This is a genomic window from Leptolyngbya sp. GGD, assembly GCF_026735145.1.
In the GTDB taxonomy this organism is placed as follows: Bacteria; Cyanobacteriota; Cyanobacteriia; order Leptolyngbyales; family Leptolyngbyaceae; genus Leptolyngbya; species Leptolyngbya boryana.
The window spans coordinates 88,370-102,993 of record NZ_JAPQKE010000002.1 but is presented as its reverse complement, the minus strand read 5'-3'; the positions used below and the strand labels follow the sequence as shown (position 1 = coordinate 102,993).

General features: G+C 45.3%; 12 protein-coding genes and 1 pseudogene. 3 read left to right on the top strand and 10 right to left on the bottom strand.

Annotated features, from left to right (window positions below; translation table 11 throughout):
* Nucleotides 1–191 precede the first annotated feature (191 nt).
* Together OU814_RS09510 and OU814_RS09505 are read left to right on the top strand one after the other, a co-directional pair.
* Nucleotides 192–806, top strand: coding sequence for a CHRD domain-containing protein (locus OU814_RS09510; RefSeq protein WP_268182246.1), 615 nt, complete (start codon nt 192–194; stop codon nt 804–806).
* A 22-nt stretch (nt 807–828) separates the two neighbouring features.
* Nucleotides 829–1,128: a hypothetical protein gene (locus OU814_RS09505; protein WP_268182244.1), complete on the top strand. Its 300-nt coding sequence runs from the start codon at nt 829–831 to the stop codon at nt 1,126–1,128.
* A gap of 310 nt (nt 1,129–1,438) precedes the next feature.
* Here OU814_RS09505 and OU814_RS09500 read toward each other — a convergent pair whose 3' ends face one another.
* Nucleotides 1,439–1,726, bottom strand: a complete 288-nt coding sequence (locus OU814_RS09500; RefSeq protein WP_268183946.1) for an SDR family oxidoreductase — start codon at nt 1,724–1,726, stop codon at nt 1,439–1,441.
* A 38-nt stretch (nt 1,727–1,764) separates the two neighbouring features.
* Between OU814_RS09500 and OU814_RS09495 the strand changes: the two are divergent.
* Nucleotides 1,765–2,922 (top strand): annotated as a pseudogene (locus OU814_RS09495) (IS701 family transposase); the annotation flags it as partial.
* 518 nt (nt 2,923–3,440) lie between these two features.
* Here the strand turns inward: OU814_RS09495 and OU814_RS09490 are convergent.
* The 9 genes from OU814_RS09490 to OU814_RS09450 all read right to left on the bottom strand — a co-directional run bounded on the left by OU814_RS09490 (nt 3,441) and on the right by OU814_RS09450 (nt 14,622).
* Nucleotides 3,441–4,637 carry a cupin domain-containing protein gene (locus OU814_RS09490; RefSeq protein WP_268182240.1) on the bottom strand — a complete coding sequence of 399 codons (1,197 nt, stop codon included), beginning with the start codon at nt 4,635–4,637 and terminating at the stop codon, nt 3,441–3,443.
* Nucleotides 4,638–4,670: 33 nt separating this feature from the next.
* Complete coding sequence (locus tag OU814_RS09485; protein ID WP_268182238.1) at nt 4,671–6,137, bottom strand: MBL fold metallo-hydrolase; 1,467 nt, start codon at nt 6,135–6,137, stop codon at nt 4,671–4,673.
* The gene (locus OU814_RS09480) at nt 6,134–7,270 is read right to left on the bottom strand and encodes a quinone oxidoreductase family protein (protein ID WP_268182236.1); all 1,137 of its coding nucleotides are present in this window, start codon (nt 7,268–7,270) and stop codon (nt 6,134–6,136) included. The genes OU814_RS09485 and OU814_RS09480 overlap by 4 nt, the downstream gene beginning before the upstream one ends.
* A 27-nt stretch (nt 7,271–7,297) precedes the next feature.
* Nucleotides 7,298–9,073 carry a hypothetical protein gene (locus OU814_RS09475; protein ID WP_268182234.1) on the bottom strand — a complete coding sequence of 592 codons (1,776 nt, stop codon included), beginning with the start codon at nt 9,071–9,073 and terminating at the stop codon, nt 7,298–7,300.
* 32 nt (nt 9,074–9,105) lie between these two features.
* Nucleotides 9,106–10,866, bottom strand: coding sequence for a 2OG-Fe(II) oxygenase (locus tag OU814_RS09470; RefSeq protein WP_268182232.1), 1,761 nt, complete (start codon nt 10,864–10,866; stop codon nt 9,106–9,108).
* A gap of 64 nt (nt 10,867–10,930) precedes the next feature.
* A complete protein-coding gene (locus OU814_RS09465) occupies nt 10,931–11,881 on the bottom strand; it encodes an FkbM family methyltransferase (RefSeq protein ID WP_268182230.1) in 951 nt (316 codons plus the stop codon).
* A 12-nt stretch (nt 11,882–11,893) separates the two neighbouring features.
* Nucleotides 11,894–13,348 (bottom strand): MBL fold metallo-hydrolase, encoded by a 1,455-nt coding sequence (locus tag OU814_RS09460; protein WP_268182228.1) that lies wholly within the window; start codon nt 13,346–13,348, stop codon nt 11,894–11,896.
* Between the two features lie 213 nt (nt 13,349–13,561).
* Nucleotides 13,562–13,894, bottom strand: a complete 333-nt coding sequence (locus tag OU814_RS09455) for a Nif11-like leader peptide family natural product precursor (RefSeq protein ID WP_268182226.1) — start codon at nt 13,892–13,894, stop codon at nt 13,562–13,564.
* Nucleotides 13,895–13,905: 11 nt separating this feature from the next.
* Entirely contained in the window at nt 13,906–14,622 is a 717-nt protein-coding gene (locus OU814_RS09450) for an FkbM family methyltransferase (protein WP_268182224.1), read from the bottom strand.
* Between the last annotated feature and the right edge of the window lie 2 nt (nt 14,623–14,624).

Below are 14,624 nucleotides of genomic sequence, written 5' to 3'. Positions count from 1 at the left end.
CTTTTGTAGATTTCAGCGTTCATTGCTTGCTGTTCACCGTTTTAGTTTTTGAGCTTCATTCTGTCATTGCCGAAAAGTGCAATACTGAATGGTCAAAACCGGAAGTCCTGATTGTCCGAAACTGCTAATGATCTCATCGCAATTTTGTTCTCATATTGGAACCACTATGCAATTTACTGAGGTGACAGTGCATGAAATTTTTGATGGGTGTTGTGATCAGCGTGATCGTGATTCTCAGTGGTTGGTTTGTCCCCGCGATCGCTGCCAATGTCCCGAAGGGCGATCAGTCTTTCACTGAGTACGAAGCCTACTTACATCCCGCTCAAGAAGCTGATCCCGAACTCAATGTCCAATCCTACGCTTATGGAAAGTTGCGGTTCCCTAGTAATCTCAGTGCTGGGAAGTTCGACTTCCAAGTCACAGGTGTTGATGCCGAAAATGTCACCGCATTCCATATTCATTGCGGCACGCCAGGCGTTTTGGGACCGATTATCGTAGACTTTTCTCAGTTTGGGGATTTGAAACAAACGCTGAAATCAGGACAATTATCCGGCACGATCGCCAATAAGGGGCTAACCTTTGTCAAACAACTACCCATTCCACCCAAACCGGGTTCTGGAAAACTTACCTTGCCGCTTCCAGAAGGATGCCCCAGCGACATTAATTTTCCAGTCCAGCAAGTTCAGACTATTGCAGGGTTAGAAGCTCTAGCTCGAAAAGGCGCTCTCTACTTCAATCTGCACACCGAAGGGCACGAATTCTACGGCGAACTACGAGGCCAAATCTATCCGGCTAAAACACGCTAGTCACTTAGACCACAGGGGATTCATGGTGCCTTTCTTTCTGGCGATCGTCCTATTGGGCGGTGTAGTGTACTGGATCGCTCACTATCGACAATTGATCGAGCGATCACACCGTTTAGAGCAACAAATCCAGACCCATCAACAACAGATAGAACAAACCTGGATAGAAATTCACAATGGTCCCCTGCAAGTGCTGGCATTTCTGATGCGAGAGGTGCAGACTCATAACTTGGCGCAACAAGAGTTACTCCAGCACTTGCATACGGTTTATCGCGAGATTCAATCCGGTGTGCAAAGGCTCCAAGATCCTTCCTCTAGTCGGTAGTAGGGATTGGACTTCCAGGAGATGATGTGCTCTGTGATCGCATCCACTAATCCTGATTGATCGCGCTCTGCAACAGAGTACAAATCCAACCAAACAATCGCGGTATTTGACGATCAATTTGAACCATAACTCCTCAATTTTTGTCGGTTTGCTGGTTCTGACCTCACTTTAAACACCAACCGATAAACTAATAACGACTGTTAACACGACTACACAAAGAGGCTAATGGTTTGCTTGAGCGGTAACCAATCGTTTTTCGATGAATTAGGGATTGTTAGTCGGCTCCAAGCAGATCCTTCCACTACGGCAACTACGCAAAACCGCCGTTTACTCCTAAATTTTGTCCTGTTAACCATCCCGCAGACTCACTCACCAAAAACAGAACAACGCGGGAAATATTCTCTGGCTCGCCAATCCGTTCCAAAGCTGACATTGACGCTAATCGCTGGATTGTTTCCTCAGTTTTACCCTCTAAGAACAAATCAGTATTGGTGGGTCCCGGAGAAGTGGAATTAACGGTGATGCCTCGCGTTCCAACTTCTTTGGCAAATACCCGTGTTAATTGCTCTACCGCCGCTTTATTATTACAGTTGTAGATAGATTAGGCTGAAGAGAACTACCTGAGATAACCGTTGTATGGATAGGATCTCGATTGACCCTTCCCAAGTCTTTCTAAGCGGACAGGCGCTAGAAACGGTCTACGAGTGGAGTAACGCGCTGAAATCGTTTCAGCAACGCCTGAGTCCTTACTTTGCCCGGTGTGAAGCGCGTCAAGCGGCTTTCAATTACATTCAAGCCTTGCTCAGTCCGGTCGAGCGGAAAAATGGTTGGCAAATTGCTGAACAGGTCGGCAATGCGAATCCTTACCGAGTTCAGCATCTGCTAAGACGTGCCCAATGGGATGCGGAGAAACTCTGCCAGGAAGTGCGACAGTATGGGGTGAGCGGTCTAAGCGAACCAGACGACATCTTCGCAGTCGATGAAACTGGATTTCTCAAACAAGGCAACCAGTCAGTCGGAGTACAGGTTCAGTATTATGGCACAACCGGACATCTGGAAAATTGCCAAGTGGGTGTCTTTTTAGCTTACATCACTGGTCAAGGGCATACCCTGATTGACCGTCGTTTGTACTTACCTAAATCGTGGGCAGATGACTCAGACAAGCGGGGCAAGGCAGGCGTGCCAAAAACGGTGAAATTTGCGACCAAAGCGCAGCTCGCCCAACAAATGTTGCAATCGGCATGGGATGCTGGGCTTCGTTCTGCTTGGGTGGTTGCTGATGAAGTGTATGGCAATGATGCTGGCTTCTGGTGGTGGTTGGAGAAGACTGGGCAACAAGCTTACGTACTCACTGTGAACAAGAAACAGCCCGTGGTGATAGGGTGGCAGCCTTATCGAGCCGAAGCAGTCTGTCAGTCTTTGCCACCGGAGCAATGGCAACGCTTGAGTTGTGGTCAAGGAAGCAAAGGAGAACGAGAGTCTGAATGGGCGAGGGTCGCAATCAATTGTGGCGATTCTGAGGAATTCCAGCGGTGGTTAGTATTTCGTCGTTCTCTTGAGCAGAGCGACGAAACACCACACGTTAGCTACTACCAGGTCTTTGCACCCAAAGACACATCATTAGCAACGATCGTGAAAGTAGCAGGAAAACGGTGGGGTATCGAAGAGTGCTTCAAGTTGGCAAAGAGCCAATTGGGATTGGCAGATTATGAGGTGCTTTCTTGGGTTGGCTGGCATCGGCACATGACCTTAGTATTAGCCGCACAAGCATTCTTGACCGTACTCCGCGCTCAAGTAGAACCACTGATACAAAGCGCTGATAGTTCATCCCCCCTTTTTGCTCAACCTGGCTCTCTGGCTGTGTTCAGAATGCTGGGCGAGTGATGATCAAATTAAGTGTATGGGAGATGCAACGCTGGCTTTGGCGGCTTCTGTTTCCAAAGGTCTGGTCACTTGAATTCATTTTGCATTGGTCTTACTGGCGCAGAGTGCATCAAGCAGTAGCTCGATACTATCACTACCGCAAACGTTCTCAATCCTAGATCTACAACTGTAATATCAAAGCTGTTTGGTTTTAACCAGTCGCGAAAGTTATGGGAAATGCCTGCTCAGGAAAGTCCATCCTCTCTCGTTCGCTGAGGTCGGCGGGATTGGGACAGGAAGCTGGACAAAATTTGATTCAGGAGAAAAGACTTTGCTATTTCAGATCCTCAGTGTAAAGCACTGATTGAGCGCTACCCAGATAACCCGAGAACATCAAGTCGAAGCTTAATCTCAAGCTCTTTCAACTCTAAAATCGTCGCTTTTGTTATTCATGCAACAAAGCCGTTTGCTACTTTGAGTAACCCTCCGCGAATTAATCGCTGAACTAAGGTGACTTTTGCTTCATCAGTCAAAACATCAGGTAGTTCTTGAACAACAAATGTCTCAGTGTCAGCAATAAAGCGTAAAGCCGGTTCGATGTAGCTTAATCCCTTGATCGTGTTGCCCGGAAATTGAATGCTGACGTTAAATCCTTTCGGAATAATGCGGCATCGCATTCCAGATCGCTTGACGATCGTTGAATTGAGGTGAACTTGATCTAAAGCATCAATCTGGGCGAACTGCCCATCAGGAATTTGAGGGATTTGCCGAATGAAGCGATCCTCCATCATTTGCATCACTTCATCGATCTGAAAATTGTTCATTAAATGTTCAATCAAATCATACATCTGCGTCTTCAGACTCGACTTCAGATCTTCTTGATCGAGAAAGCCAATCGGTAGCGCTTTACGAAAGCGCTCATCTTTCATGCTCACTGCGGTTAAAGCAGTGACAATCAGATCGAACCATTGAGCGGGATAGATTCCAAGTGTAAGGTGTAGTGAGGAGGTTTCGGTGGTTTCTGCATGGTGAACGAAGCCCCGGGGAATATAAAGCAAATCGCCTGCTTCTAACCGCACCGATTCTATCGGTTCTCCTAAATGTTCTTCTGAGAATATCGGTTGAAAACTGCCAAGGAGTGGAGTGACTTGCGATGGATGATGCACGTGCCATTGCTTAGAACCCTCAACCTGTAAGACAAACACATCGTGGGTATCGAAGTGAGGCTTTAATCCTTTAGAACTCTTGGGAGATAGATAAAGATTCGCAATGATGAGGTGATTCAAATCAGCTTGCAGCGTCTGACAAAGTGTAGCTAAAGGCTGCCAAAATTGCTGCAATCCGTTAATAATGAGGGTGTGTCCTTCCTGATATGCTTTGTAGAGTTGATTGAGGTTAAAACTACCGTCGGTATTGATATACGTGCTGGGCAGAAGCTCCTGCTGATTTTTAACGACTCGAATCTCCGGAGGTTTGAGCCGGGAGAAGTTTAAAATAGCGTCAATATCTGCGATCGCACCCAGTTGAGCGTAATAGCTTTGATCTCTGTTCTTCAACAGCAAAGGCTTTTTCTCCCAGTAGTGAGCGAAGAAGTCTGTAGCGTCAAGGGGAGCGATTAAGTGATCGAAGTCAAATTGCGACACCATAGTTCTGATTCCGTGAGTGCGATCGCCTATTGTTTAAGCAGAATGATTAGCTGGTTGCTGGGATTTTTTGAGTCGAATCAGCAGATTGCCCAACTGGAACAGGGTGGGTTCAGACTTAGTGCTAGGTGGAACTGAGTCTGGAGATGTCCATTTTTTCAGTTCTTCGTAAACATTGTTACTAGCAATATAGTTGGGCGAAAACCTGAGTCGAATTGGGTCTGCGATGGAAGTCATATCAGGCGATACCGCTCCCCATTGGCTCATTGAATAGATGGAATGAAACCCTCGATATTCGCCACTACAGAGCAGATAATCCCAGTCTCGTTTTTTGTGAATTAAGCTATACAGACTCGATGCTGTGATGTAAGAGAATAGATTGGCATGCGGATTTCGTCCAGGTTTGACTTGGATTGTATCTTGTGAGAAATCAATGCTCCATCTTCGGCGATCGCGATTTGGAAAAGTAACTTCTATCTGATATATCACCTGCCAGTGACAATGTTCATAAAAGAGCGTGCGCTGATGCTCGAGAATAAACTGTAAAAAATCCTGACAAATTTCAGTTTCAATCGTTTGCTCTAGCGTCTCTAGTTCGATCTGTTCTGGATTAGGATCAGTGAGCGGATTACCAGCAATTACAGGTGCAAAGTCAACGAGATCACGATCATCTACTAGCATCTTGGCATAGTCAGAACCCGCAAGAAATTGCTCATACTGTCCTTGATTGAGAGTAAAGCAATCGCCTGGATTCAGTTGAAAGATCGTTTCTTTCAGGGTTGGAAAAGCAGTCTCAAGGTCGTGACAGAAGCGTTCTCGCGTGACAGGAAACACAGTCTGATTTTGCCAAGCTGACTCACCAATGTATTTGAATCCTTGTGCTCCGGGCGCGATCGCTTTTGGTTGAACTAGACTGATCAAATTGAATAGACAGCCATAATACTGTAAGGGAAAAGCGAGCGGTTGATTTGCCTGATATTTGCCTTCCATGCTGATGTGCCAAGTGGTCAGCAAGAAATCGATCGTCGGAAAATTAGCTCGTACCGCTTGAATCGTGGGCGCTGCAAAGTAAGTATCAACTGTGTTCCAAAAGACCCCAGATTCGTCAGCAATGACCATGCCAAATTCTGGAACTTGCACCTCAGAACGAGTGGTCATCAATGTCGTCGCGCCTGCGCAAACCTTAGTAAAGTCGGCTAATGAATAGATCTGAGTATAGCCTAACTGACGCAAGCAGTCTTGCAGCAGAGGGTCTTTCGGGATCAAGACATCCATTGTTTTGGGAAGGTAGGCAAGCGATCGTAAATCAAAATGATCGAGATGCCGATGGGAAATGACCAGGAAATCAATGTCTTTCGGCAACTGCTCAACCATCACCTCGCGCTTGGGGCAAGACTCATTTAAGCCTTCGCAAAACGGATCCCATAGCACAGGATCCATCAGAATTTTGCAATTCTGCGTTTCAACGAGCAGACTCGCGTGACCGAGGAGATGAATTTTCATAGGGCTGATTCATAGCGATAAATGACTTTGCCAAATCGATCTGGATCATGATAGGTTCGTTCAAAAAATTCTTTGACTTGAGTTCCGGTAAACACAGAATCGATCACGACCCTCAACCGACCTGTCGCGTAATCGCGGAGCGCGCGTTGTAAGTCTTCAGTGGTTCCCAAGCAATTCCCGATGATTTGTAGATTATGCATCATCGTATATGCGAACAAATCTCGACCTAACATACCATGATATTCAAAAGGACGCTCGGTGATATGAGAATACTGATCGTATAAACCACAGGTAATATATTTACCGCGATTTGGAGCAAGTAAAGGAATGACTTTACCAATGTGCAAGTCAAAGAAGGGATCAATGATGCCGTCAAAGCCCCCCGTCTTTTGGCAGATTTCTCGGATCGCGTCAAAGTTGAACCAGTTCGAGACAGTTGGATCGATTTGAATCAGTTGATTCACGCCGAGATCTTTTAACTGCGGTTCAAACCTGAGCGAGGTCGAAGTCGCATATATATTGACATCGAGATGCTTCAGGACATTGATTGCAAACAATGAGGTATTCGATTTTGCAGCAGTGACGAGAACATTCGCTCCTGGTTTAAGGTCGAGCTTGCGAATCATGCTGTAAGTAGTTTGCCCGCCGATACTAAAAGCTGCTGCAACTTCATCGGGCATCTCTGGCGGAATTTTGAGAAGTTGAGCCTGATGAAAGACCTGATATTCTTTCGATCCACTATTGGTTGGAATACCCGGTCTCAGTTCTGGAGCAGCAGGTTCGGGATAACAGCAATTCCCGATTACACGATCGCCAATTTGTAGCTGAGTCACGTCTTGTCCGACAGCTACAACTTCTGCGACAAACTCAGAGCCAAGCGTGAAAAATCGATCGCTTGGAGCCTTTACTGCCATTTTTAAGATGAATGCTTTGTCGCGATAATTGCAGGAGAAAGCACGTTTCCGAATCAGGACTTTTAAGGCGTTTTCAGGAGCATTCGGATCGAACGTAATATCACCCGTGTGAATCAGTCCACAGAAGATATCGATTCCTTCTATAGACAGTTTGCCAACACTGTCAGGAGGCGTGACTAGAAGCTGAAATTGATGACCACAGATCGAAATATTTCGCATTGAATGACACCAAATGATGATCAGTTGTTAAGCATGAACTAATGCAGTTGTGGCTAAATAGGGAGGGAGCGCAAATTTTGCGATGTACTCGCAATGTGTAGCGCAACGGTAACGCGGATGAATTTCTGTTGAAGAGGAGCGCAAATCATGACGTGTCGGAGTACAGGATTCAGATAGGGCTAGATAAGCTAATGCAGTAGAGATTGATCGTTGAGCATCTTCATAGAGAGAAATGCCATAATGGTGATCTTGAATTTTCTGGATCGCTTTCTGATGAGTGCTAGCAGCATTAACCATGAGCAAGCCTAATATGGTTAATGGAGGAGTTGCTGGATCGATCTGCAGACTAGAGTAGAAGGGCATAACCGATGGGAATTGTCCTTGTTTATCCATAAAGTTGAGTAATCTCAGTTGAGCCGCTCTCATCGTTCGTCCTCTAAATCCCAACGCTGCCATCGTTAAAATTGCTAACGAAGTTGAGAAAGAAGGATCATACGTGCCAAACGAATAGTCTTGATTCATGCTGGCTAGCACTTCTTCTAAGAGATGCTGACGGAGATCCGTTTCATGTTCAGCGATCGCACAGGCAGTGACCCAATCGACCAAGTAGGGATTTGCAAAATATAACCCACTCCGATTGGCTATCCCTGCGGCTAGGTAGCTTGTGGAGGTTTTAGAGTCTAATCCTGCCTCTCGCCGAAGCGCTCTGATCATACAGGTCGTGGCATAATCTGCCTGACACCAATGGCGACAACTCTCATCCACTTTCATCTTTCCAGGTTGTCGATCTCTCGACCACAACTGCGGATAGTACCCTCCCTGACCATCGGCAAAGCGTTCTAGTGCCTCTACAGATTCAGAATCCTGAATGCCTTGCAGGATTAAAGCAGAATCGGTCGCAGTAATTAAACGATCAGTATGAAATGCCCAGAGTAAATCCTGACGATGCTTGAGAAGATGCTGAGTGATGGCTTGCCGAGATTCCTGAGCTTGAACTGAGTCAGCTTGATTGAGCGCCTTGAGAACAAAGCCAAGCGGAACTAAATCGCCATAGGGAAAGGGAGCTTGTGGTCGTGGAGGATGACAGGTCATCGCTTGTGCATCTGCATCCTGAAGTAAAGAGAGCAATCCTTCTAAGCTTCGCGTTCTTGCCCAAGCAATTCGAGTCTCTGCGGCTTTCAGTAATCCAGCTTCTAGAGGAGGATCGATTGTGCCATGCTGTAAGAAAAATAGATTGCAATGTCCAGTTCGAGTGAAATGCGATAAGATTCCAGCATGAATGTGGACGGGTAGTCGATTCTGAAATTCTGCTACATAGTAGCTGCCTCGTTGCTCACCTCCTAAAAAGGTTACTCCCACTGCCTGAAGGAGTTCATAATGTTGTTGAGACGGTTCTTGATCGAATACTGCTTGGGCTTGTCCTAGCCCTGCTTGGATTTTGATGTGGAGTAAAACAGGCGAATAAGGAGCCGTCTCGCCTAAGCCCAAACAACCTGCTTCATCGACAGCAAACAGTGATAGTCGATCGACAAATCGATCGTAGAGAGACGTAGAATTGCGATCGTGAGTCCAATGTTTGCCTGATGCAACTTCGATTAGAGCAGATTGATCAGAATAGGCTAAAAAGTGCCCAATGTTTGCCAAAACGACATGACTATAGGGAGATAAGTCGATTGTCCCCGGAAGGTGGTACATCGCTTTGATTACAGATTCATCTGTAACTTGACGAATCGATGCAAGGTCAAACAGAACCATCCAATTGAGATTCGCAGGCAAGATGTGGAGAATTTCGGAGATCAGCATAGGATTAGGAAGATAAAGGATTGTAAGAAAAGTTATGCCTGAGAATCAGTCTGACGCTCTGCTCGCCAGATCCAACCATTGATTGTGAACCGACTATCTGCAAATGCTTTAGACGGACAATTCACGGGCAGGACTTCGTGGATATAGCGACTCGGAAAGAAGACAATGCTATTGTTACGGGGTTCAATCAGTTTGTAGCCTAGTGTTCCAATCGTTTCGTGAAGAGAGCGATTCAACACTCTTAACTGCCCACCTGTAAAGGGTTTTGGCTCACGATAGAAATAGTAAACAAACGTAATGATACGTCCGGCTGTCTCAGGCACATTATCATCGACATGAGCCTTAAAATAATGACCATCATTGTGGGCAGTGAGTTGAACTTCTAACTGAGGCGAGAAAGGAGCGATTCCTAATTGCTTGAATAAGTCTGGTAATTTTTCTTGAATACGTTGAGTGATTAAGTCTACAATTTCCGGCAAGTGACTCTTACAGATGAGAGAATGCCGATGATGGAAATCGTAATCCTTTGAGATATCGCCTTGATGAGATTCTGTCAGAACTTGGCTAAATAAAAAGCTAGATTCACGCGTCAGCGCTGCTTCTAGACATTGATGATATTCTTCATCAGTGAGGAAATTATCAATCTGAACACTGATCTCGTTGACCTGCTGCCCTTGAGCAAATGACTGTTTGTTCAAGAGACGATGCGACACCCAGGCATAAGCTTTTGCTTCAATGGCGCGATCGGCTTGATACACAACTTTGATATGGTGCAAACCTCGCATAAAAACAACTTCACTGCAATTGCCCAAAAACTTGGAGAGGTTGAGTAAATGTGCAGGGAACTGATCTCGGTGGGTCTTTTCACGCACAAAGCCAGGATAGTCAAGCAAAGCCTCTTGCTTTTCAGGGAGACATAGCTCATGTGTAACAAGATACTGCAAAAACTCAGACCATTTGGGCTGGAGTTTGGGCTGAAAAGTTAAGTAACATTCCAATCCGATTTTGGGCGCGATTCCGGTTTCTCCGATGTCAATGTCGAGATCGATACGTTCGGCATAATGACTCAACTCTTGAAGCTGATTGTGCAAAGATACTGGACAGCCTGACCACCCTAGCGTCTCTAAATACTCAATGATTTGCCGAGTTGAAATGCCCCGGATGCACAATCTTACCTGCTTAGCCCCACGTGCTAGCATTAACCCCACTTGAAAAACATAAGCTCCTAAAGGTAACGCATTGACAGCGCGGAAAGTCTGCTGTTCCAAAGCCGAAGAGAGGGGGGCACCTTGGAGAAGGCGAATCGCAGTTCGAGTCACCCAAGTATGAGCAGAGGGGTCTGCAAACGGGTCAGCATAAATCATATTCGAGCCGAAGAAGCAACTCGGAATAGGCGGATGACTGGATAACTTATGGACATCAAATTCTAGCCAGAAGTTACTGACCTTTTGATGCAAAGGAGAGAGGGTGTTATGCCAACAAGTTGCAAATTCGCGAATTTGTGCCCAGATCGGTTGTTGAAACAGCTCTGGCACAAACATATCAGGCGCTTCACCGCCTGCTAGCATTGCTTGTCCCAGTTCTCCTGCGCTAATGCAGAGTAAGAAATCGGCTCTCGCGTTCGACTCGCCTAGTCGGCACTCAAATCCAAAAAAATTCGTGCTTTGGCTGGGTAGATATTGTGCGATCGCTTCAATCTGCTCCCAACTCTCTTGATCAATCAGTTGATCTGACACAAACGGCTTCGTTAGTGCTAGGTATTCAGTCAAAGGATGTTCTTGGGTACAAAGCATGATTGAAACTCAAAAAAATGAAGAATAAAATTCCAGGCAGGATGAAACGGCTCAAAATAGTTTCTTAAGAGCTAAGTCTAAGCAGTTCACTCGGTAGGAGCAACTCAATCAGATTTTTAATGTCATACTCCAATTGAGACGCGCCCACTTGAAGTAATTCGATCGCACAATCTTGCAAGCTAAATACCTCCATTAAACTCGCTAATTTCAAAATTCTGGTTTTATCCCAAGCAAATTGTTTGGTTGATCGTAAATTCTTAGATTGCAAATCTTCTACCCCGTCTCTGAGATATAAAGCTTGCGCCCATAGCACCTGACCCATCCGAGTATCGCCCAATGTACCTGTCGGCAAAGCAAGAGTATTGCGAGCATAGCGATACAGGTCTAAATCGAACAGCTTAAATCCCAAAGAACTCAGAAATAAATCAATCTGACTAAAAGTAGGTTGAGATCTTAGAGCATCGTGAAATAAAACTTCTAGACTCAAGCCTAAAACAGACTCTTGCAGTACAGTAGTTGCGCCCTTTAAGACATCTAATTCACTTCCTTCTACATCTAATTTTATAAAATCGATCGCGGGAAATTTCATGGACTGAGCAAACGAATCCAAATCAGTCGTTTCAAGTTCAATCGTCTTAACCACTTCTAATGCTTGGGCATGTTCAGATGGAAATCGTTGTAGAAATTGATGATTTGCAGGATAAAAACTAGAACCTCCTGGAAGGCGACAGAGAGAAAAAAGTCGTTGCTCTCGTTGTCGCCCTAAAGCAGCAGTATAAAACTGAACTTTAGGCTTAGAACTCAGTTGATTGAGTTGATTGAGTCGCTCACATTCTGCAACATCAGGCTCAAACCCAAGACAGACGAGTTGTTGATCATAGGCATTCCAATGCGGCTCGATTCCACCTCTCGCACCCACATCGCAAATGATCATCGGAGCACTCGCAAAAGCATGGAGACGCTTCACCAAATATTGCGTCATTTTAGGGTGGGTGTTGATGTGAGTATGCGCCATAAGTCCGTTACCCTAATAGAAAATGCGATCGCATTGAGCCGTTTGTCCCTGCGTGACATATCCATCTCCAATGCGCCAGGGAACTACTTCGGTAGAACATCCAAGCTGTGAAAGTTCATCAATGACTGCTTGAATCAAAGACTGATCATGGAGAGTATACTCTCCCGGTTCTGCCCAACTATGGGCATAGGGCATACAGACTTGTGCATCGACAATCTGACAAATCTCTGCGACTCCTTTTGGACCTAGCGTTGCTAGGTGGAAGCCTTCTGTTTTGTTCGTCACTGAAAAGATTTGAGGATTACTCAGGAGGTTGCCGATAATATCGACTCCCCAACTCGAAAGATCAGTTCCGATCGAGTTATAAGACAAAGGTTGAAAGTTGCTTAGGACTTGATCCACTGTGCCAAACGTCTTTCTCACATATTCCGCAACTTCTGTCATCGAACCCATCGGATCAGTTCCAGCATCAACTAAAAACCAAGAAGAATAGTAGGGAGTTTGGAGGAGATAGGTGTTGCCCCAATTACGCAGATCGGGATGTTTGGGAGTGTTGTACTCTGGAACAAGCGGTTGTTCTCCATAAAATGGCAAGACATGAATCTCAATATCCCCGATTGTGATTGGATCGGCATACCAATCCACAGCAATGACATTCTGAAATCCCAAGTTTTTAAGCTGAGCTTGCATATCTTCGCAAGTAATTGAGCCACGCGGAACTTTGGGAACGATGATAGGCAGGTCTGGTGGAAACATCATCAACGTAGGGTAATTCCAGTGGTCGTAGTGGCTATGAGAGATGAGAATGCCATCCACATAGCCTTCTAGAACGGCACGAGTGATGTCTTGCTGGATTCGAGATAAGCCGTATGTAGAGTGAAGTTGCGGGTCTACTAAAATTCCAGTTGTCTTAGTGCGATAAAGCAGTGCAGCATGTTGGAGCCGAATGACACCAGGTGTATCGATCAAAATGGGTTGTGCAGGTCGAGGCTGCTCTTGGACTACACTTGCTTTCATGAAGCGATCGAGTAAATTCACCATCGCATCGCTGACTTGCTGGCAAATCTGGTGATAGCTATATTTTGCCTGACCGCAGAGGTGCAGCAATTGATGAATTTCTAGTAGGGTTTCTGGCTTGCGAATGATTTCTGGTTTTTGAATCGGAAGAAAGGGAGCGAGCAGCGCATTGCTAAAGGAAAAAGATAAGACCGGATTGCGATCGGGAAAGAGCAAAGGCGTTTTGAGTGAAAAACTTTCAACAATATTGTTCGTATCGATTTCAAAAAAGGCTTCGGCAACGTTAGAGTGCGTTTCGGCAGCTTGAGCGATCGACGTTGCTAAATCATCTGACTCCAAAAAATGGTTCAGAATGTCTTGAATAAAGGGTTGAATCGTATAGCTCCCATAATCGCCAACTGTTAGAGTGCGAAGCTGAGATCCCCTTGTAAATGAAATAACGGATTCCATTTCAGTCCTCTTCATTAAAATCTGTTTAGGAAGTTGCTCAAAGATCAGACGCTGATGAAAATTACTTTGATACTGAATCTGCTCAGAAGATGTTTGAAAAGTCTCGTTCATCAGATTCACCCGCACTCGTGGCACTTGGGGCGAGAGAGAATAGAGCGAGAACCTAGTTGATCCTTTTCAAACATCTGCTCAACCAGGAAAATGAAACAACACTCACCATTTAATTTCGGTATGTGATCCGAACTGCGCGTTTAGCGTAAAAAGTCCTATATCTAAAGTAAATAGGGCTTCTCCACCTGCGATCGCTTCTAAATCCTCATCACTGAGTTCTAGTCCTTCCTCCTCTGATACTTGTTTTAATTGTGCTTGACGCGCTTGGACTGCAACCCATAATTCATCAGAAGTAAAGTTATAGCCTTTCTGATTCCCCAACTGTGTTGCCGCTTCTCGGTCATCCTCCTGCTGTAGAACAGTAACCAATTCAGCTTGTAAAATTCGATCCTCAACGACTCGTTGTATGAATTGGTTGGCAGCCTCTAAGCTCATGATCAGTGCCCCTATGATTCAGAATCCATGAGGTCTTGATTGAGATAGAGTACAACGCCACCAAAACTATGCTGAATTTCATATTGCTTAAACCCGAATTTTTCCATATAAGAATGCAGGTCTAAAGCTGTGTTTTCACCGTCATAGATCGAGATGCTATTGAAGGGATTCACTTCACTTTGCACCCATTTCATTTGACGTAGATACTCTCCCATCCCCTGCACAATTCGCAATTCTGAACCCTGAGTATTGAGGGAGAGAAAGTCATAGTCATCTTTCTGCAATCCGTGCTGCTCTAAACAAGTCGGTAAGGTGAGTGACGTTAATTCAATCTCTTCCAAGGTTTGAACGACTCGATAGTAAGGAAGGATCGCTTCGACCGAGCGATTAATCGGATAAACCGATGAATATGAGTGATCATTGATGCGGCTTCCCACTCGATTCTTATAAAACTTTGTGGGTTGATCATCCACATCAAGAATCAGGGCATTGATGCAGACCTGATGATAGGGGCTGACATTTTTAACTAATTGCTGAAACGACTCTGGAACTGCTTCGATCCAAACCACAGTATCGACTCCAGTTTGAGCATATCGCTCAGCTTCTTCTCCAATGTTACCGCCGACATGAATGATCCCTTTTGGCACAATGGGAGTACCGTTTACTACCGTACCTACAAAGTCTTTGGATTGTTCATGCTGTTTGCGGAGATTTTGAAGCAGCGTCATTC